This window comes from Varibaculum sp. (assembly GCF_008661855.1).
In the GTDB taxonomy this organism is placed as follows: Bacteria; Actinomycetota; Actinomycetes; order Actinomycetales; family Actinomycetaceae; genus Varibaculum; species Varibaculum timonense_A.
Genome location: NZ_RPZY01000029.1, coordinates 1 through 18,343, shown reverse-complemented (window position 1 = coordinate 18,343; position 18,343 = coordinate 1). Strand labels below are relative to the sequence as shown.

The 18,343-nt window shown below is 51.6% G+C and carries 20 protein-coding genes; 2 read left to right on the top strand and 18 right to left on the bottom strand.

Annotated features, from left to right (window positions below; translation table 11 throughout):
- From QZT94_RS03820 to ftsZ, 12 genes are all read right to left on the bottom strand, one after another.
- On the bottom strand, positions 1-510 hold a 510-nt coding region (locus QZT94_RS03820), incomplete at its 3' end, for a hypothetical protein (protein WP_296773178.1).
- A 177-nt stretch (positions 511-687) separates the two neighbouring features.
- Positions 688-1,083, bottom strand: coding sequence for a Fur family transcriptional regulator (locus QZT94_RS03815; protein ID WP_296761403.1), 396 nt, complete (start codon positions 1,081-1,083; stop codon positions 688-690).
- 33 nt (positions 1,084-1,116) lie between these two features.
- Entirely contained in the window at positions 1,117-2,085 is a 969-nt protein-coding gene (gene holA / locus QZT94_RS03810; RefSeq protein WP_296761401.1) for a DNA polymerase III subunit delta, read from the bottom strand.
- Positions 2,086-2,088: 3 nt separating this feature from the next.
- Complete coding sequence (locus QZT94_RS03805) at positions 2,089-3,681, bottom strand: ComEC/Rec2 family competence protein (protein ID WP_296761400.1); 1,593 nt, start codon at positions 3,679-3,681, stop codon at positions 2,089-2,091.
- A 6-nt stretch (positions 3,682-3,687) separates the two neighbouring features.
- Positions 3,688-4,449, bottom strand: coding sequence for a ComEA family DNA-binding protein (locus QZT94_RS03800; RefSeq protein ID WP_296761398.1), 762 nt, complete (start codon positions 4,447-4,449; stop codon positions 3,688-3,690).
- A gap of 500 nt (positions 4,450-4,949) precedes the next feature.
- A complete protein-coding gene (locus QZT94_RS03795; RefSeq protein ID WP_296761397.1) occupies positions 4,950-5,831 on the bottom strand; it encodes an RluA family pseudouridine synthase in 882 nt (293 codons plus the stop codon).
- Positions 5,832-5,877: 46 nt separating this feature from the next.
- Positions 5,878-6,411 carry a signal peptidase II gene (gene lspA / locus QZT94_RS03790; protein WP_072509267.1) on the bottom strand — a complete coding sequence of 178 codons (534 nt, stop codon included), beginning with the start codon at positions 6,409-6,411 and terminating at the stop codon, positions 5,878-5,880.
- 144 nt (positions 6,412-6,555) lie between these two features.
- The gene (locus tag QZT94_RS03785; RefSeq protein ID WP_072509266.1) at positions 6,556-7,362 is read right to left on the bottom strand and encodes a DivIVA domain-containing protein; all 807 of its coding nucleotides are present in this window, start codon (positions 7,360-7,362) and stop codon (positions 6,556-6,558) included.
- 206 nt (positions 7,363-7,568) lie between these two features.
- Positions 7,569-7,874, bottom strand: a complete 306-nt coding sequence (locus QZT94_RS03780; RefSeq protein ID WP_072509265.1) for a YggT family protein — start codon at positions 7,872-7,874, stop codon at positions 7,569-7,571.
- A gap of 3 nt (positions 7,875-7,877) precedes the next feature.
- Complete coding sequence (gene sepF / locus QZT94_RS03775; protein WP_072509264.1) at positions 7,878-8,342, bottom strand: cell division protein SepF; 465 nt, start codon at positions 8,340-8,342, stop codon at positions 7,878-7,880.
- 108 nt (positions 8,343-8,450) lie between these two features.
- A complete protein-coding gene (pgeF, locus tag QZT94_RS03770) occupies positions 8,451-9,197 on the bottom strand; it encodes a peptidoglycan editing factor PgeF (RefSeq protein WP_072509263.1) in 747 nt (248 codons plus the stop codon).
- A gap of 6 nt (positions 9,198-9,203) precedes the next feature.
- The gene (gene ftsZ / locus QZT94_RS03765; protein ID WP_072509262.1) at positions 9,204-10,568 is read right to left on the bottom strand and encodes a cell division protein FtsZ; all 1,365 of its coding nucleotides are present in this window, start codon (positions 10,566-10,568) and stop codon (positions 9,204-9,206) included.
- A gap of 196 nt (positions 10,569-10,764) precedes the next feature.
- Between ftsZ and QZT94_RS03760 the strand changes: the two genes are divergently transcribed.
- Complete coding sequence (locus QZT94_RS03760) at positions 10,765-11,193, top strand: HIT family protein (RefSeq protein WP_296761389.1); 429 nt, start codon at positions 10,765-10,767, stop codon at positions 11,191-11,193.
- A gap of 131 nt (positions 11,194-11,324) precedes the next feature.
- On the opposite strand, the gene QZT94_RS03755 is transcribed toward QZT94_RS03760, so the two are convergent.
- Positions 11,325-11,927: a hypothetical protein gene (locus tag QZT94_RS03755; RefSeq protein ID WP_296761387.1), complete on the bottom strand. Its 603-nt coding sequence runs from the start codon at positions 11,925-11,927 to the stop codon at positions 11,325-11,327.
- A 258-nt stretch (positions 11,928-12,185) separates the two neighbouring features.
- Between QZT94_RS03755 and QZT94_RS03750 the strand changes: the two genes are divergently transcribed.
- Positions 12,186-12,809: an Rv3235 family protein gene (locus tag QZT94_RS03750; protein ID WP_296761385.1), complete on the top strand. Its 624-nt coding sequence runs from the start codon at positions 12,186-12,188 to the stop codon at positions 12,807-12,809.
- 58 nt (positions 12,810-12,867) lie between these two features.
- Here the strand turns inward: QZT94_RS03750 and secA are convergent, their stop codons facing one another.
- The 5 genes from secA to QZT94_RS03725 form a co-directional block, all read right to left on the bottom strand.
- Positions 12,868-15,645, bottom strand: coding sequence for a preprotein translocase subunit SecA (gene secA / locus QZT94_RS03745; RefSeq protein ID WP_296761382.1), 2,778 nt, complete (start codon positions 15,643-15,645; stop codon positions 12,868-12,870).
- Positions 15,646-16,168: 523 nt separating this feature from the next.
- The gene (metK, locus tag QZT94_RS03740) at positions 16,169-17,362 is read right to left on the bottom strand and encodes a methionine adenosyltransferase (RefSeq protein ID WP_296761379.1); all 1,194 of its coding nucleotides are present in this window, start codon (positions 17,360-17,362) and stop codon (positions 16,169-16,171) included.
- A gap of 134 nt (positions 17,363-17,496) precedes the next feature.
- The gene (locus tag QZT94_RS03735; RefSeq protein WP_072509256.1) at positions 17,497-17,760 is read right to left on the bottom strand and encodes a Txe/YoeB family addiction module toxin; all 264 of its coding nucleotides are present in this window, start codon (positions 17,758-17,760) and stop codon (positions 17,497-17,499) included.
- A complete protein-coding gene (locus QZT94_RS03730) occupies positions 17,753-18,010 on the bottom strand; it encodes a type II toxin-antitoxin system RelB/DinJ family antitoxin (RefSeq protein ID WP_072509255.1) in 258 nt (85 codons plus the stop codon). Before QZT94_RS03730 ends, QZT94_RS03735 begins: the two co-directional genes overlap by 8 nt.
- A 76-nt stretch (positions 18,011-18,086) precedes the next feature.
- A partial coding sequence (locus QZT94_RS03725) for a hypothetical protein (protein ID WP_296773176.1) occupies positions 18,087-18,343 on the bottom strand: 257 nt, incomplete at its 5' end.

Here is an 18,343-nt window from a genome sequence, read left to right as displayed (position 1 = left end):
TCCCGGCGGCATATGGGGATGTCCTCCACCACTATGAATCGCCATCCCCACCCCCAGCCCGCGTCTGAAAACAATAATTGCCGCCCCCACCACGGACACTACTTTCACCCAGGTTTTCTGAAATGATCTGGCAATTCGTCCCGATTTCTTCCCCTTTTCAACTTTGAGATTAACCGGGTTAAAAGATTCTTGTGTTAATGTCCGCTCGGTCGCAGCTACAGTCGATTCGTCCTCGTTACCTGAAATAGACCCGGTAGCAACGCCCTGAGCAGCCTGGATTTCTGACCCCATCGGAAGTGGGGCCGGTAATTCTGGGGCCGGTAATTCTTCGGTTACTTCCGTATTCGCGCTACTAGCATGACTTTCTGACTGGTTTTCTTGTTTCAAAGAACCAGGTTCAAGCGATTCCGTACTTGCTTGCGGTTCTTGACTATCCAGATTCTCACCCGGCTTCGCAGAACTATTAGCCTCATTTAGATTCTTCGGTTTAGATTCATTTTCGGAACTCATATTTCCTCCTTCTCGTTTCCTTAAGTGATACCAACACGTTAAAGAAACGATTTATGAGACTAAGAGGAATAACCTATGAATTCCCTATGGGTATTGATTTTTGAAAACCGCCCCACCCCATAAAGCTAACCTAAACCCTTCCAAACAGCACTTTCCCCTATAAAAAGGACGTACACCCTATTTTTCGACTTTGGATTCGCAGCTCTCACATAACCCGAAAACATCAGCCATATGTTCAATATCGCTGAACTTATAGCGCCGAGCAATCTTACCAATCCACTGTTCTAACTGGTCATCTTGAATATCTACCGTATAGCCACAATTCCTACATACCAAGTGGTGATGGTGACGGCGCTTAGCACAACGCCGATAAAGAGTTTCTCCGTCCTCGGAACGTAAACTATCCAGCTCTCCTGCCTCGGTTAGGGCTTGCAGGTTGCGGTAAACAGTAGCTAATCCCACGGTTTGCCCAGCTAGAGCCAGGGCAGTGTGTACCTGTTGCGCAGAACGAAAATCCGTTTCATCAGCCATGATTGCCATAATCGCGTCCCGCTGCTTCGTTTTACGCTGCATTACCATTGCTTCTCCTAACTTTTTCCTCTCCCTTTAACGCTGCCGTAAAAGACAGATTTTCCTAACCGCAGCCTCTAACGCATACTGCGGATCGCGGCTAGCGCCCTTCGCGTCCTCGTCAGCTTGCGCAATAACCCTAATTGCCTCCGCTAGCTGCGCGTCAGTCCAGCCGCACACCTCCCGCCGCGCTTTCTGCACCTGCCAAGGCGCCATCCCCAACTCGGCAGGACTAACTCCCCGGCCGCTTACTTTCGCCAGGCTACGGAACTTTAGGGCGAGCGCACCCCCAATCGCGACCGGCTCCACCCCGGAAGAAAATGCTTGCCGTAGTAAAACGAGGGCGCGCGACAAGTTCCCGACAGCTACCGCATCTGCCACATTAAAACCGCTAGCCCCCACCCGCGAGCCATAAAACTGTTGCACTGCCTGCAAAGTTACTGCCTGCGGATAATCGGAAACCAGTTGCCTAGCCGCCCCGATTAGTTCTGCCAAATCCTCACCAAGCGCATCTACCAACAGCTGCGCCCCGGCTGGCTCTATGCGTCCCCCAACCGTGCGTACTTCCTCAACCACTAAAGACAGTTTGTCGCGGGCATTCTTGATTTTCGCGACTTTAACTTCCCGCGCCCCCGCCTTTTTTATTTTATCTACCTGGCGTTTCCCTTTATTTGAGCCGTCGTGACAGGTAATAATCCAGCAATCTGGCTGCGGAGATGCCAGATAGGCTGCTAAATCATCCCCCAGAGTTTCATCAGCAGATTCAAAATCTGGAACGATAATCAAACGAGCCTCCCCAAATAGAGAGGGAGAAGTAAGCGAGCCCAAAGCCCCCGCCTGGTAACTGCCAGCGGTCACTTCGGTAATAGCTAGAGTAGAATCCTGGTTACGTCCTAACTGTTTCAGGCGGGAAACAGCTCGATCCGACAACAGTTTCTCCGGTCCTCGAATCAACACCACGGGTGCTAAGGTGCACTCGCGCCAAGTCATCAGTTTTTCCGCCATGCTTCAACATTGCCATCTCTTACCCCTTTTTGGAAAGTAGCAGCGCCAAATAAAAACTATTCCTGCCACCAAAGCTCCCAGTGCCAATAAGCCGGGTATTCCTTGTGGCCAAGGCAAAATCGCGAAGCGATTAGCGGATACAGCCTGGGCAACAACCATCACCCACTCACACCCGAAAGCAAGTACCCTAGCCAGTAAATAACCAGGTAGAGGTAAGAAAACTAAAATAGCGCCGCCCCAAATCAGCAAGGTAACTACCGGAGCGATAGCTACATTGGCGAGGACGGTCAAGGTATTGATTCCGGGACGGATTAAGAGTTGCCCCGGTAGGCAAGCTAGTTGTGCCACCAGGCTTACCAGCCCCACGCTCAGCAAGGATTGAAAGCCCTTTTTCAGGTAGTCATAATACTTGCCAGCAATTATTTTTAATGAAGGGCGGGGAAACCTAGAGCCCCACAGGGTAGTTAGATTCTGTACTTTTCTCTCGATAAAGGGAACCGCCAATACAATCGCGGCAGTGGAACTGACTGAAAGCAAAAAACCTATATCAGAACCAAAAGCAGGGTTAAAAATAAGTAAACCAATTATCGCTGCTGCTAGGGAACTAAATGAGCAAGGTTCGCGCCCTGCTGCCAGGGCTAACATGCTAACCATTCCCATGACACTGGCGCGCAGTAACGAGGGGGATGGTCCGAGTAGTAGACAATACCCGACTAACAAAGTTCCACATATTAACAGACGCCATCGTCTAGCAAATCCCGCGCTAAGCAGCGCTACCAGGGAAATCAGAACCGAGATATGCATTCCCGATACACAGGTAATATGCACAATCCCCGCAATTTTTAACGCTTCGCTATCCGCCGACGTATCAGCTCTGATTCCTAGAATCATGGCCGGCAGCAGCGTTGCTGCGGCCGGGGATTTTACTGCCGCCAGTTTTTCTTCCAGCCGGGTCGCGAACTTTTGTTTCAGGGCCGCCGCTCCGCGCGGCCCGGCTCTAACTTTGGGGGTAGACAATAGTTGTCCCCGAATTTCAATCAAACTATTAGCACTTATCCCGCCATTATTTGTAATGTCCAGATTTGCGCTACTAGGGGATTTTTCTAGTTTTATTGCAGATTGCAGGATGGTTCCGCGAGGATAAGTAGGCATACCGCTACCGAACGCCATGATTTTCAACCCGGTATTAACCGGGGCGGAACCCGGTATTTGCGCTTTTTGCAGTTTTAACTGGACTATCTGCTGGTCACTGTCTGGCGCATATTTTCGCGGCGGCGTCTCTACCTGGGCTATCACTTTAGTAACCGCGATATTTCCTTGCCAGGCACGCGCTAAAGGATCGGCTGCTAGCGTCCTAGCCGACTGGGTGAGGCTCACCCCTACCCCACCTAACGCGCCGACAGCTAGAGCCGACACCAATCCCACTTTTGCCAAGCGCCCTTTATATACGGCGATTAAGAACCCTGCGCTAAGAACGAGAGCTAGTGCACTAATAACCGGTATCCATTTAAGTGGCATGGCTGGCAGTACCAGCGCCCCCAGCCAGGCGCTTAATACTGGCGGCGCTAAACGCAGGTCAAGAACTTTCTTGTTCATGACCGACTACAAGCTAATCATGCCAGCGAGAGCAGCATATTTTTTCTCGCCTATTCCCGACACATTTTTCAAATCCTCAACGCTTTGAAACTTTCCCTGCTCCTGGCGATAGGCAATAATTCGTTCTGCGAGAGATTCCCCCACTCCCGGAAGCTTTTCTAGCTGTTCTTTTGTGGCTTGATTGATAGAAATTTTCCTATTTCCTCCCGATATTTTCCCTCCCCCATCCGCAGTCCCCCCGGTTTCACCGTTTGCACTAGAGTCTGCGCCCTCGACACCTACTAAAATCTGTTCACCATCATTAACTTTTCGCGCCAGATTAAGAGCGCTCACATCGGTATTGGCAAGCACCCCACCGGCAGCGTTAATGGCGTCTTCTACGCGTGAATCCGCATCTAGACGCACCACCCCCGGTTTCTTTACTTTCCCAGCTACGTGCACCAATACTTTTTGGGCAGCCACTGCTGAGGACGCGACTGGGGAAGCGTCTGAGGAGTTTATCGACGTAGAGGAGGGGAAGGAGGAGGGTGAGGAGGTCTTGGCGGTCGGGGTTTTGCCTTGTGCCCAGCCCGCCATAACTGCCACAATCACGATTGCTACCAGTGCAGCGGCAACTACTGTCGGTGAGGGCGTAAGTCGCGCTTTTAACCCACCTTGTTCAGAGCGTAATCGCTTTTCAGCTTGCTCTAGGACTTGCTCTCCTTGGCGTGCAGCGCGGGAAGCGTGCAGGAATTGGGAACGAGTATAGCTTGGTTTTTCCTCAGGCATGGGGTGAAAATACTTCCTAGCGACTTACCTCGGCAAGATTTCTTCTGTCCCCAACAGCACCGCCTGTCATTATCTACTACTGGGGACAGGCTTTAGTTGTAAATCCTCCCGCACCTGGAGGGCGATTCCGCAAGCTTAAAGCACATAGCCAGCAACAGAAACCTATTCCCAGCAGATATTCCCACACCCGGAAGGCGATTCCGCACCCGGAGTGTCATTCTGCAAGCACAAAGCACCTAAACACCAGCAGAAACCTATTCCCAGCAGATAGTCCCACATCAGGAGGGTGATTCTGCACCGGGAGGGCGATTCTGCCAGCAAAACCCCTGGTAACCAGCACGCCCCTAACCATTCCACCCTCCCCAGACATTTCCGCCCTCCCGACTCAACACCACAGCAGAGCAGAAACCATTCCCCCCTCCCAAAACCGGCAAAACCGCCCCAGCACAAAAACCAAAACCACAGGGCATTTTCAAAGCGGGAAACTTCAAATATCAGGCTTAACAGTCCTCTTGGGCTCGTAGTATTTCTAATGCCACTGCTAAATCTTTAGTCAGGGGCGCATTAACGGTCAGGTCTTTTTGGGTTCGTGGATGTGTAAAGGTCAAACTGACCGCGTGTAGCCACTGGCGTTCTAGCCCGAGTTGTTTCGCTTGAACCGGATTGCCTCCATAGATAGGGTCGCCCACAATACAGTGCTGAATTGCCTGCATATGCACCCTAATCTGATGAGTTCTCCCAGTTTCCAGATGAACTTGAACCAGAGAAGCCCCCAAAAACCGCTCTAAAGTGCGATAATGTGAAATAGCTGGTTTCCCCCCCTCAACCACGGCCATTCTAAAATCTCGGGAGGGATGGCGACCTATCGGAGCCTCAATTGTGCCCTCTGCTGGTTCAATATACCCCTGAACCAGGGAGTGATAAATTTTTTGCACCTTGCGATCGTGAAAATCCCGCTTGAGAGCCTCAAAAGCAAGTTCCGTTTTCGCCACAACCATGACACCGCTAGTCCCCACATCAAGGCGATGCACAACCCCACAGCGTTCCTTCGGTCCCGAGGTAGAGATTTGGCAGCCCTTTGCCAAGAGCGCGCCAACAACGGTAGCTCCCTCCCATCCCGGCGCTGCGTGCGCAGCCATTCCTACCGGTTTATTAACCACCACTACATCGGCGTCCTCATAAAGGATAGGCAGCTCAGCTGGAGTTTCCAGGCTCTTTTCAGAAGTATCCGGTAACAGGATTTCCACCTGATCTCCCGCGAAAACTTCGTCCGATTTCCGAGGACGACGCCCATTAATTTTGAGGTCGCCCCGTTTTATTAGTTTGGCAACCAGAGAACGAGAAATCCCCACTTGCAAAGCAATTGCCTGATCCAGACGCATTTGAGAGACCGAATTTCCAAGGCGGATTGAAAGGTGCTCGCGCATTTTAGGCTCGCACACGCTCCGGCTTATAAGCATGATTCGTCTTTACCGAAGGAACGCCTAACACCACGAGAATAACTACGGATATTACTGCTACTACTATCGCAATATCGGCTATATTACCTACAAACAGTGAGCGATAGTTCAAGAAATCAACGACGTGACCGCGAAATATCCCTGGGGGCTGCGCAATCCGATCCACCAGGTTTCCCAGCGCTCCACCCGCTAGCAGACCAAGAGATATTTGCCAGGAAGTAGCGGTCATATTACGTCCGCTCCAGATAATTATTGCTAAAACCACCAGAGCTATCAATGAAAATACCCAAGTGAAACTCTCCGCGAGGGAGAAAGCAGCACCGGGATTGCGCACCAGTTGCAAACCGATAAAGTTCCCCAATAATGGCTTAGGTTCTGCCCCGATTTCCAGGGTACGTAGCGCCCAGGTCTTGGTAGCTTGGTCAATAATCAACACCGGGATGGCCACGAACGCAAATATGACCAGAAGCGGTGCCAGTTTTCCCTTTTTTTGGTGTTTCATCTTCTTCCCAGGTCGGCTAAATCTAAATCTAACTTTAGGGGGTAATACCTAAATTTAATAAAAAAGTGGCGATGTCACCACTCTGGTGGTGGCATCGCCACTTTCACCCTCCAGGCAATATGGAAGGGACTATAAGCAAACTATTTATGCCTCTTGGGCATCTAGCTGACCTATTAAAGCATGTAGATGTTCGCGAACTTTCTGGCGGTAATCATTCTCGAATGCTTTGAGGTCGTCTACTCGGGCTTCGAGGTCTGCCCGTTCAGATTCTAGCTGTTCTAGTACGCGACGACGTTCATCGTTTGCTTCCCGTACAATCTGGTCACCTTTGAGGCGGGAATCTTCCAGAATCTGGTCGGCTTCCTTTTGACCGTTACGGACATATTCGTCATGTACGCGTTGAGCTAGAGCCAACATGGAAGTCGCGTCTTCGGGCTGCTCAGCGGGGGCTGGCTGGGCAGCAGCTTGCATATTCTGTTCTGCCTGTGCCAACTGTTCACGCAGCTGCTCGATTTCGGCGATTGCCTGCTGAGTCTCGGCTTGGGACTGTGCCAAAGCTGCTTGAGACTCTTGCTGTGTTTGCGCCAAATGAGCCTGTAGCGCCTGGATTTGTTCACCAGCTTGCGGATTACCCTCGGCAGCGGCAGCTTGATATTGCTGCACTTCGGCTTGCATCTGAGCAATCTGCATATTCGCAGTGTCCAGTTGCGCCTTGAGTGCGGCAACTTCTTCGTTATTGTCGCTGGAAGCGGGAGCTACCCCACCGGAAGCTGCCTGTTGGCGAGCTTCATCTAGCTCGGTTTTTAAGGAAGCATTTTGATCTTGAAGTGTCGCGATAGTTTCTACGACCTCATCTAAGAACTCGTCTACTTCTTCCTGATCGTAGCCTTCGCGAAATTTGGTCGCCTGGAATTGCTTCCAGTGGACATCTTCAGCAGTCAGCAGAGCCATACCTGTCACCTCAGTTATCTATTTTCTTTCTCCCAGGGTAGGCATCTTACCTGCCGCGGGGAACTTCTGCGCTATAGGTTGCAGTTGGAAACAAGCATACCGGAGATCTGCTCAACTTCCACATCTTCAACAATAGTAACATCTGTGGCTTTCGGCAACATTTTAGGTATTTTTCTGCGGTTCTAACTCTGCAGCAGAACTAAAAATCAGCTAACGATAAAAATCCAAACCTTAATTAAGATTGTGACCAGCAAGAATAATACGATAAAACTCAAATCTAGGGCGATAGTCCCAAGCCGTAAAGGTTTAATGAATTTTCCTAAAAACCTTAGGGGCGGGTCGGTAATCCCAAAAATCAGATTACAGATAAACAGAGTAAACGAGTTACTAGGACGCCACGAGGGATTCAACGCCAAAACCCACGACAGCACCGCCCTAACTATTAACGCCAAAAGGTAGAGCTGAAGAAGTAATCTACCTATCTGACCAACCCAATAGACTAAAGCAACCATCTACTAGCTTTGATTAAAGAAGTCTTTTTTGGAACTCAGGGAGGACGCGCCCTCGTCTACTTGCACCGACTTTGGCGACAGCAAAAATACCCGGTTAGTTACTTTTTCTATTCCCCCATCGAGGGCGAAGCTAAGACCGGCAGCGAAATCAATCATTCGCCGTGCTTCCAGGTCATTCATTGCCCCCAGGTTCATAATTACCGGAGTGCCCTCTTTGAAGGCTTCCCCGATGCTTTGAGCCTCGTTGTAGGTGGTAGGACGAATAGTTACGATTCGTTTCAGCTCTACCGCGGGTTCTGCGGAAGATTTGACCGCATGGGGAAAACGCACCGCTGGTTCTACTATCCGAGGACGAGGGGCGGGGACTTCAGAGTCGGGAACTTCGCTTTGTAGCTCGTCACTGTAAGCTTCGTTCTCTTGCGGTTCGGATAGACCGAAATAGTCCATCGTTTTCCTCAAAGCGCCCATCAGGTTCTCCTTCTTTTAATGCGGGTCTATAGAAACGTTAATTGTCGTAAAGGTTTTTTGAAGTATTGCCACGGCGTGTTTTGAAAAACACAAATAAAAAAGCACAGTTCAGCCGGAAGTAAGTTTAGTTTTCCCTAGAATAATCCCCGCGAAACGTCCGGTAGCGTTATCACGCCGATATGAATACAGGTTACGGTCTTCAAAGGTGCAGCGTTTAGACACAAAAGTAATGCGTGCTCCTGCCGCCCTAAGCTGCGAAATTACTCCGGCTTTCAAATCCAGACCGGGACTGCCTTCCCGAGTGCGTGACCAAGCAGCCGGGACGTGCCCGGTAACGTGTCGGCGCATCGCTTCTGGAACTTCATAGCAGGCTCCGCAGATTGCCGGACCGATAGCAGCATATATTTTGCCGTTTTCTGCCCCCAGTTTGCGCATTGCGATTACGGTTTCTCGCACAATTCCGGTTACTGTCCCGGCTCTACCGGCATGGACAGCTGCTACCAGCAATCCGTCATCGGAGGAAAGCAGTAGGGGAACGCAATCGGCAACCATTACGGCCGCTGCGGGGGTGGTTAAACCCAGTTCAATGAACTCCCGGCTATCAATAATTACCGCGTCCCCTTCGGCAGGAGCGTCGGTATAACCGGGGTGAACTTGCACCACCCGATTGGAGTGGGTTTGATGCATCCAAACCACTTTCCGTCCAATTGCATCGGCTACAATCCTCCGGTTCTGCGCAACTATCTCTAAGTCATCACCTACGTGATTTCCCAGGTTAAGAGTTGCATATGCTCCAGTTGATTTTCCACCAATCCGATTGGTAAAAACTGCTTGCGCACCGCCTATTTTAAACATGGCGACCTACCGCATAAAGTCGGGTACATCCAGTCCCGATTCGCGCTCGTCGTCCTCGAATACCCGAGGCACGGTGAGCGTAGAGTCATCTTCGCTCCGGTTATTTATCCCAAAGTTATCCTGGTAGCTACGTCCGCTGCCCCCTTCGTTGCGGTTAAAAGCATCTCTGGAGGGAGGGGTCACCGGTAAGCGGTGCGCCCCACCTGAGGTGCTAACTCGGGGTAAATCTCCAACGCTGCGTTCGTCCTCTTTTAAGGCTGCTCGGCGTGGAAATGTGGGGATAGAGGTAGTGAGCGTGGAGTCCTCGGAGCTGACCGGCGTTTCTTTCACCGCCGGAGCGCTGGTGGAAGTATTTTCAGACCGTGCGGCAGAGCCGGGAACTCTCGGTTCTGATTTCACGCTTTTAGCTTTACCTTTAGCGGTTCTAGGCTCATCAAATCCGGCAGCAATAATGGTTACTCTGATTTGGTCGCCCAGGGATTCGTCTACGTTGGCACCGAAAATAATATTGGCTTCGGGGTGTACCATTTCCCTGACCATATCGGCAGCGCGGTGTACCTCGATTAGACCCATATCTGAGCCGCCTTGGAAGAACATCAACACCCCGAGCGCTCCATCAATATCGGCTTCTAGCAGCGGGGACATAAAGGCGGCTTCGGCGGCGCGAATCGCGCGATCCTCGCCGGTGGCAGAACCAATCCCCATTAGGGCGGTTCCTGCTCCTTTCATCACGCTTTTTACGTCCGCAAAGTCTACGTTGATGAGGGCGGAGGTGGTAATCAGGTCAGTTATGCCCTGTACCCCGGAGTGGAGGACTTCATCAGCAGCGGCAAATGCATCAACGATTGATATGTTTTGATCGGAGATTTCTAGTAGGCGATCGTTGGGAATCACGATAATGGTATCGACTTCTTTACGCAGCGCTTCTACCCCGGCTTCTGCCTGGGTTTGACGACGTTTGCCCTCGAAAGCAAAGGGTCTGGTTACTACCCCGATAGTGAGTGCTCCCATTTCTCGGGCTACTCGCGCCACAATCGGAGCGCCACCAGTGCCAGTTCCACCACCTTCACCGGCGGTCACGAACACCATATCTGCACCTTGTAGGGTGTCTTTTATTTCTTCTTCGTTGTCGGCGGCTGCCCGTTCACCGACTTTGGGGTCGGCTCCTGCCCCTAGACCGCGAGTTTCTTCGCGACCGATGTCGAGTTTTACATCAGCGTCGGACATCATCAGTGCTTGAGCATCAGTGTTAATGGCGATAAATTCAACGCCTTTTAATCCGAAATCAATCATGCGGTTTACGGCGTTTACCCCGCCTCCGCCGATGCCTACGACTTTAATATCTGCCAGGTTAGTGTCTGGTACTGTCACGGTCGCCCTCCGATATAACCCTAAACCTTTAGTTTAGGGTTAGTATTGTTTGCCCTCTTGGTCAAACGAAAATCCTACGTAATAGGATTCGTTCAGCAAGTATTATCGGCGCGTGTTGCGGATTTTGCTCAAAAACTATTCTCAGCCCACCCTCGTCCTATTATGAGAGATATAAGTATCGACCCGAGGAGGAAGTATGTCCACCATTTTTACTCGCATTATCTCCGGGGAAATTCCTGGACATTTTTGCTGGAAAGACGATATTTGTGTCGCTTTTGCCGACATTAATCCCATCACCCCTGGACACGTACTGCTAGTTCCGCGCCGGGAGGTCGAAAACTATTGGGACGCTCCCACTGAGGAACTGCAACATCTGATGAAAGTGGCACAAATTATTGGACGTGCCCAGCGCGAGGCTTTCGCCACTGAGCGCTCCTGCCTGAGCATCGCCGGGTTTGACGTACCCCACCTGCATCTGCACTTAATCCCGGCAAATTCGATGGAGGACATCAAATTTGCACACGCCCACCCCGCCTCTAAGGAAGATTTAGCAGACAGTATGCATCAGTTACGTAGCGTTTTAGCTGCCCAGGGATATAGCCAGGAAGCGGAGCGGGACTGTTAGACTCCTCAGACTATCCGCCAAGGTACAGAGGTAGGGGCAACTCTAGGAACAGGTAGCCCCAGACTCTCGGCGGCTAGTTACTTTAATCAGTTGGCACCTAGGCGCTCTAAGGACTTGACGCTTCGCCGCTCTTAGGATTCGCGCAGATAGCGACGCAAATACTCAAGTTCACTTGCGTCAAACCAAGAAAGCGGCTCTGCTGCCAGCTGCCGCCATAGCTCAAGCCCCTGGGCGGTACTTTCTGCATTTTCTACGCCCGCAATATCAGTGTTTTTCCCCGCCTCTATATCGTTTAAGCCAAGCGGCTCATTACTAGCTGAACCATCGGGAACGCTAGTAAAATCTCCGCGACACCAGGCTTTAGCTTGCGCCACAGTAATCGCGCGTCTTACCTGTTCGCAAAGGGGAAGATTTTCGCTTAAATCAAGATGCACACTGACCAGGCGCTGCCAGGTAAAAGCGCCTTTTACCGCCAATACCCCGGGAGTGTTTTGACCATTTAGCTCACTTACATCTGCATCTAAGGCTGCAACTATGCGACCTTGATAACCCTCGATAACTTTCCCCAAGCAATCCATAGCCGCCATAGACATTGCCATATCCTCTGCTTGCTCACTATCTAGAGGATCTAGCCCCCAAAGATTGCTAAAGCTCTGATTGCCCGTCCAACAATAGGGCGAATATAGCTGCGGCTCAAAAAGGTCGTTGGCTGCCAGTGGGAGGTAGATTCGCACATACTGATTCTAACCAATAACCTCTTACTTACCTCTATCAACACCACCCACAGCCACACTTCTCCAATTTTACTAATCTCACTTTAATCATTGCTTAATACTCGGCTTTACACAGACCCTTCGGACACTTTTGCCTTGCAGATAAGAGTGATTTAGCTCTCTAATAACGCGCAAGCGATAACCGGCAATGATGCCTGTTCCCCCAACGCCCCTAAAGGACTAGAGACCGAAATTTCTCAACTTAAGGAAACCAAGCCCATGAGCCTAGCACTTAGGCAGCCCTTCCTCCGGGAAGTAGCGCCAGCAGAAGCCAGCCCTATACACAGCGAGCAACCCGCCCGCGAACTATTTCCACCAGGAAAACCAATAGTTACTATCTGCCCTCAAGACGGATCAAACTCCGGACCGGTAGCGATAATCTGTCCCGAACTCCCCCAGATTCCCCTCAGCCCAAAATATGGAGCTCTTGAAGTACAAACACTCCTACCCCCATCAAAAGTAAAACCAGAAGTACTGTCCACCTCGAAACAAGCCGAATCCCTCAGCGCTCTACCTCAGATAAAACCGTGGGTAGCCGCGGCAGTAAAAACCATATTTGAAGTGTTTTCTGGCAGACGCTCCGTACAAGCAACCGCCAACTGGTTTACCGCCGAACTGCGCAAACCTTTTCTTGCATTAGCACGCAGCGAACTTCACCATCCGTTACCCCAGCCGATTCAAGTACGACGCATCTGCTACCGGCGAGTAGGTGAAGGAACCCTCGGATTTGACGGAATAGAAGTAGCAGTCAGCATCAATGACGGCTCCCGGGTACGCGCAGTAGCCATGCGTCTAAAACCCTGGGGAAAAACCTGGCGAATCTGCGCCCTCGAAATCGGATAAATACACCGGAAAAGACCCTCAAATCCGATAAGGACGCAGACCGTGCAAACCCCACAAACTACCGGCGTTTCTTAGCTTTCTTTTGGGCGCGGCGTTGAGCACGATTACCACCATTAGCGGCCACTTGCCGAGCAGCGTCACCACCGAATGCCGCACCCTGCTCAGACTCTCCAGCGTTCGCCGGTAGAGTTTTTGAGGATTCTTGATGACCGGTGTCCCCCATTACCGAGCCTTCAGCCAGAGCCTTCTTTTTAACCTGCTCTTCTTGCTGTTTTTCTGCCTCTAGTTGTTGCTCATAGACCTGCTGGAACTGGTGAGAGAAATTGAAAATACCGGTAATAGTATCTTCACGCACCTGCCCCATCATGTTCTCGAACATGAGCGCGCCCTCGGATTTGTATTCCACCAAGGGGTCACGCTGCCCCATAGCCCGCAGACCAATCCCCTCTTTCAGGTAGTCCATCTCATAAAGGTGCTGTTGCCACAGCCTATCCACCGTAGCCAGCAAAACGCGGCGCTCCAGTTCTGCCATCGGCTGGTCACCGAGCTGATCAATCGCAATCGGGTTTTCGTTTACCTGATCCAGAATCTCTTCATAGGCATCGGCAATATCATTTTGCAGCATCTCCTCTAGTTCAGAGGCGGTGATATGCAAGAAATTGCCGTCCTCGTCCTTTAAATCCGACAGCGAAGCCCGAACCGGATAGAGGGCGCGCAGGTTATTCCAAAGCTTCTCCAAATCCCATTCGTTAGAATCAGCCCCCTCGGCGGTAGCCTGAGACACTGCCTCTTTAATTAAGCTGCGCATATAGGAGGGAACCAGCTCGTCAAGATCAATTTCCTTTTGCAGAACCTCTTGGCGTTCCCGATAAATCAAATCACGCTGATCAGTCATTACGTCGTCATATTTGAGGACGTTCTTACGAATCTCGAAGTTTTGCGCCTCGGTTTGATGCTGAGCAGATTGAATCCGCCCTGACACCAGCTTGGATTCCAAAGGCAAATCTTCTGGATACATGGAAGAATTCATAAAGCGGGTAACAAACGCCGCCATATTCTTCTTCATTAGCGGATCGTCCATTGCCAGGTAGAAACGGGATTCCCCCGGGTCGCCTTGACGACCAGAACGCCCTCGCAACTGGTTATCAATCCGACGCGCATCGTGGCGTTCAGTACCGAGGACGTACAATCCCCCCAGTTCCACGACCTCTTCATGCTCGTCAGCAACCTCTGCCTCGGCCTGAGATAAAGCATCCGACCAGGCTTTACGCCATTCATCGGGAGTTTCTTCCGGGTCAAGTCCCTGCGAACGCAGCTTCTGGTCAGCAATATGTTCCGGATTGCCACCCAGCATAATGTCGGTACCACGACCAGCCATATTGGTGGCTACCGTAACCATGCCTTTACGTCCTGCCTCGAACACCACCTGCGCCTCGTGAGCGTGCTGTTTAGCGTTAAGCACATTGTGAGGCACACCGGCCTCGTCCAGCATTATCGAAAGTTCTTCCGACTTGGCGACATCGGTAGTGCCCACCAGAATCGGCTGACCTTTCTCGTGACGTTCCTTAATATCCTCCACGATTGCCTTGAGTTTTCCGCGCCGGGAAGGATAAACCAAATCCGGCTGGTCAATGCGAATCATCGGTTTATTAGACGGAATCGGAAGTACCCCAATCTTGTAGGTATTCATGAACTCGGCCGCTTCGGTTTCAGCCGTACCGGTCATGCCCGCAAGTTTGTTGTACAGGCGGAAATAATTCTGCAAAGTAATGGTGGCCAGAGTCTGATTCTCGGCTTTGACCGGGACGTGTTCCTTGGCCTCGATTGCCTGATGCATTCCCTCGTTGTAGCGCCGTCCCTCCATGACGCGACCGGTGTGTTCGTCTACGATTAGCACTTCCCGGTTGCGCACAATATAGTCACGATCCCGTTTGAACAGCTCTTTTGCTTTAATCGCGTTGTTGAGGAACCCAATTAGGGGCGTATGGGAGGCTTCGTAGAGATTATCGATTCCCAGGAAGTCCTCTACCGCGGCGATTCCCACATCGGTAACCCCCACGGTATGTTTCTTTTCATCTACCTCGTAATCCATGTCTCTTTCCAGGCGGGTCACCAGGGAAGCAAACTTGTTATACCACTGGTCAGCTTCACCTTGGGCAGGACCGGAAATAATCAGCGGAGTCCGCGCTTCGTCAATGAGAATCGAGTCCACCTCGTCCACGATGGCGAAATTGTGTCCTCGCTGGACGATATCCTCTACCCGCTGCACCATATTGTCGCGCAGATAATCGAATCCGAATTCGTTATTAGTACCGTAAGTAATATCCGCTTGGTACTGTTTTACCCGCTCAGTTGGGGTTTGCCCATTGACGATACAGCCCACTGTTAGCCCCAGGAAGCGATAAACCCGCCCCATCAGTTCACTTTGATAGCTGGCGAGGTAGTCGTTCACCGTGACGACGTGCACGCCCTTGCCGCTAAGGGCGTTGAGGTAACTGGGCATGGTGGCAACCAGGGTTTTACCTTCACCGGTTTTCATTTCGGCGATATTGCCATTATGGAGGGCGATACCCCCCATTACCTGCACGTGATAGGGCTTTTGTTTGAGGACGCGCCAGGCGGCCTCGCGCACGGTAGCGAAAGCATCCACCAGAATTTCATCTTCACTGGCTCCATGTGCCAGTGCGTCTCTAAATTCAGCGGTTTTGTCTTTCAGTTCTTCATCGCTTAACTCAGCGTATTCGTCCTCTTTTGCGAGTACTTCGCTGGCTTTACGGTCAAGACGCTTCAGGGTGCGCCCTTCACCCATTCGCAAGATTTTTTCAAAAAAAGACATTAGTTCTCCCGTGTTTTCGCTCCGGTACAGATTCTATAATTGCTTATAGCAAAACCACGATTAGGTTTTCCTCAGGGCTTAGCGGAACAAGGTTGCCCCAGGTAAAACTAGATTCCGAGCTTTATGGTTCGCGGGTGTGTTAGCGCTGGATAACCACCTTTTGCTTTAGTTCATATCAGGCCAAGCCCTGTACCGAGTGAGTCCCGATACTGTGGGGCGAACCTTGATAGGACGCACGTCACCTCGACATAGCAAGGGTCACGCCCTGCGCGAGTGCGTCCTAGGTAAATCGCGCTGAGCGCGTCCTATCTCGACCGCGGTGGCTTCATTCTAGCTAGATTGTGACGGGTACGCCCTAGCTAGACTCCTAGCAGCAATCCGAGCTAATCCCCTAGCAGCGCGAGCAGCTCAAGTTACGGTCTTAAATTTACCCGTCGGTTTTATGTTCCCAGCTTTGTTCGCAGGTTTTTACGCTCCCAGCCTTGTGTGCTTGTTTTACGCCCTTCAAGCCTGTTCGCCGGTTTTACACCCCTAGTTTGGCGCGTAACTCCCGCGCCATATCGGTATCTTCCCAGGTGAACCCGGAACGCCCGAAATGCCCGTAGGCGGCGGTGCGCGAATAGATAGGTCGGCGCAGCGAAAGCCGGTCGATAATAGCGGCCGGACGCAAATCGAAAGTTTCCCGGACTGCCTGCAAAATCTGGGTCTTATCCGCTTTTTCGGTACCGAAGGTTTCCAGTTCCATCGAAACCGGGTGCGCCGAGCCGATAGCGTACGCCACCTGCAGTTCCGCCCGATCTGCAAGTCCGGCTGCCACCACGTTCTTGGCTACCCACCTGGTCGCATAGGCGGCGGAGCGATCAACTTTGGAAGCGTCTTTTCCAGAGAACGCACCCCCGCCGTGGCGCGCCATGCCTCCATACGTGTCCACAATGATTTTCCTGCCGGTAACGCCAGTATCAGCGGCCGGGCCTCCTAATATGAAGCGTCCCGCCGGGTTTACGAGGGTGCGGAAATCACTATCCTCAACCCAAGGCACCTGGGCGATAACCGGGTCAATCACCGCGGATTTTACTTCTTCGCGCAGGTCTTTTAGGTTTGCAGATGCCCGGTGCTGGGTAGAGAGCACGATGGTGTCGAGCCCTACCGGGCGTCCGTCCTCGTAACGTACCGTCACCTGGGTTTTTCCATCGGGGCACAGGTAGTCGAGGATTTTTTCGCGCCGTACTTTTTCGAGCTGCTTTGCTAAGCGGTGCGCCAACCAAATCGGGGCGGGCATTAAATCAGGGGTTTCGTTGCAGGCGTAGCCGAACATCATCCCTTGGTCGCCGGCTCCCTGCTGGTCAAAAGCATCTACTGCTAATCCTTCGCGGGTTTCCCACGAGTCTTGCACCCCTTGAGCAATGTCGGGGCTCTGGCGGTCGATAGATACCAGCACGCCGCAAGAATCTCCGTCGAAACCAATATCCGAGGAGGTGTAGCCGATTTCGTTGATGGTTTCGCGCACCAGGGTTTGCAGGTCTACATATCCGGAAGTGGTGATTTCGCCGGCCAGATGTACCTGCCCAGTGGTAGCCATCACTTCCACGGCAGACCGCGCTTCCGGGTCTTGTTCTAGCAGGGCATCGACTATGGAGTCGGCGATGCGGTCACAGACTTTATCGGGGTGTCCACTGGTTACGGATTCAGAAGTAAAAATCGACTGCTTTGGGCTCATGGTTTCCAGTTTAGGGCAGCGCTGGCGGTTGCGGGAATTTCGGGATTTTTGGGAGTAGTGCGAGGGGTGTGGATGCGTATGCAGTGTAAGCGGAGTACGTGAGCGTAGTTAAGCGTCATGAGCAGAGTTAAGCGTCACAGGTCACCATAATGAGTTCCACACTGCACTATGCGCAATACCTCGCCATCAATCTTGAACACCAGCCGGTTCTTTTGATCGATCCGGGCGCTCCAGTACCCCGATAGGTCTCCCTTTAAAGGTTCAGGTTTACCTATACAGTTGTACCCATTACGGTCAATCGACTGTATTAACTGTAATATCCGTCTTAAAGTTTTCTTGTCTTGCTTCAGCCAATACTGAAATTCTTCCCAAGAATAATCTGTCCACGCCTTAATCACCGGGCAGAACCTCGTGAACAGCGCCGCCTGTACGGTCCATCTGCGCTATTGAGCTGCGCAAACGCTTCATATTGGATTCTGAATAGAACGGATCAATAGACACCTCAAACGGTATCCGCTTCTCCCGCACGACCTTTGCAGCAAACATGGTGTATGCACTGGTAGCCGTAAGCCCCAGTTCTTTACACGTAGCTTCAAGAGATTTTTTCAAACTAGCATCCATCCGAAAATTGACAGTTGCTTGTGCCACTTCAATCACTCCTTAAATACAAACCTCAACTTTTGAAGTACATATTACAGCTTTTACAACACAAATGGATAGTTTTTTACATTTTGCACTCAACTACCATCACGTTCACCAGTCTGAGACCCCCACTTACACAGGCTCCCACCCCCTTAGTCGGCGCGGGAGGGTGTTTTGTCACCTTCTCCGCGCCGGAGGGCGTTCCTGTACCGGGAGGGTGATTTTGTCCGGGGAGGGCGATTCTGCACACCCCCACAAGCCACCACAGCCACAACACCGACACTTCCGCCCTCCCGAGACAGTTCCACCCTCCGGAGCCAGTTTCGCCCCCCACTCTTC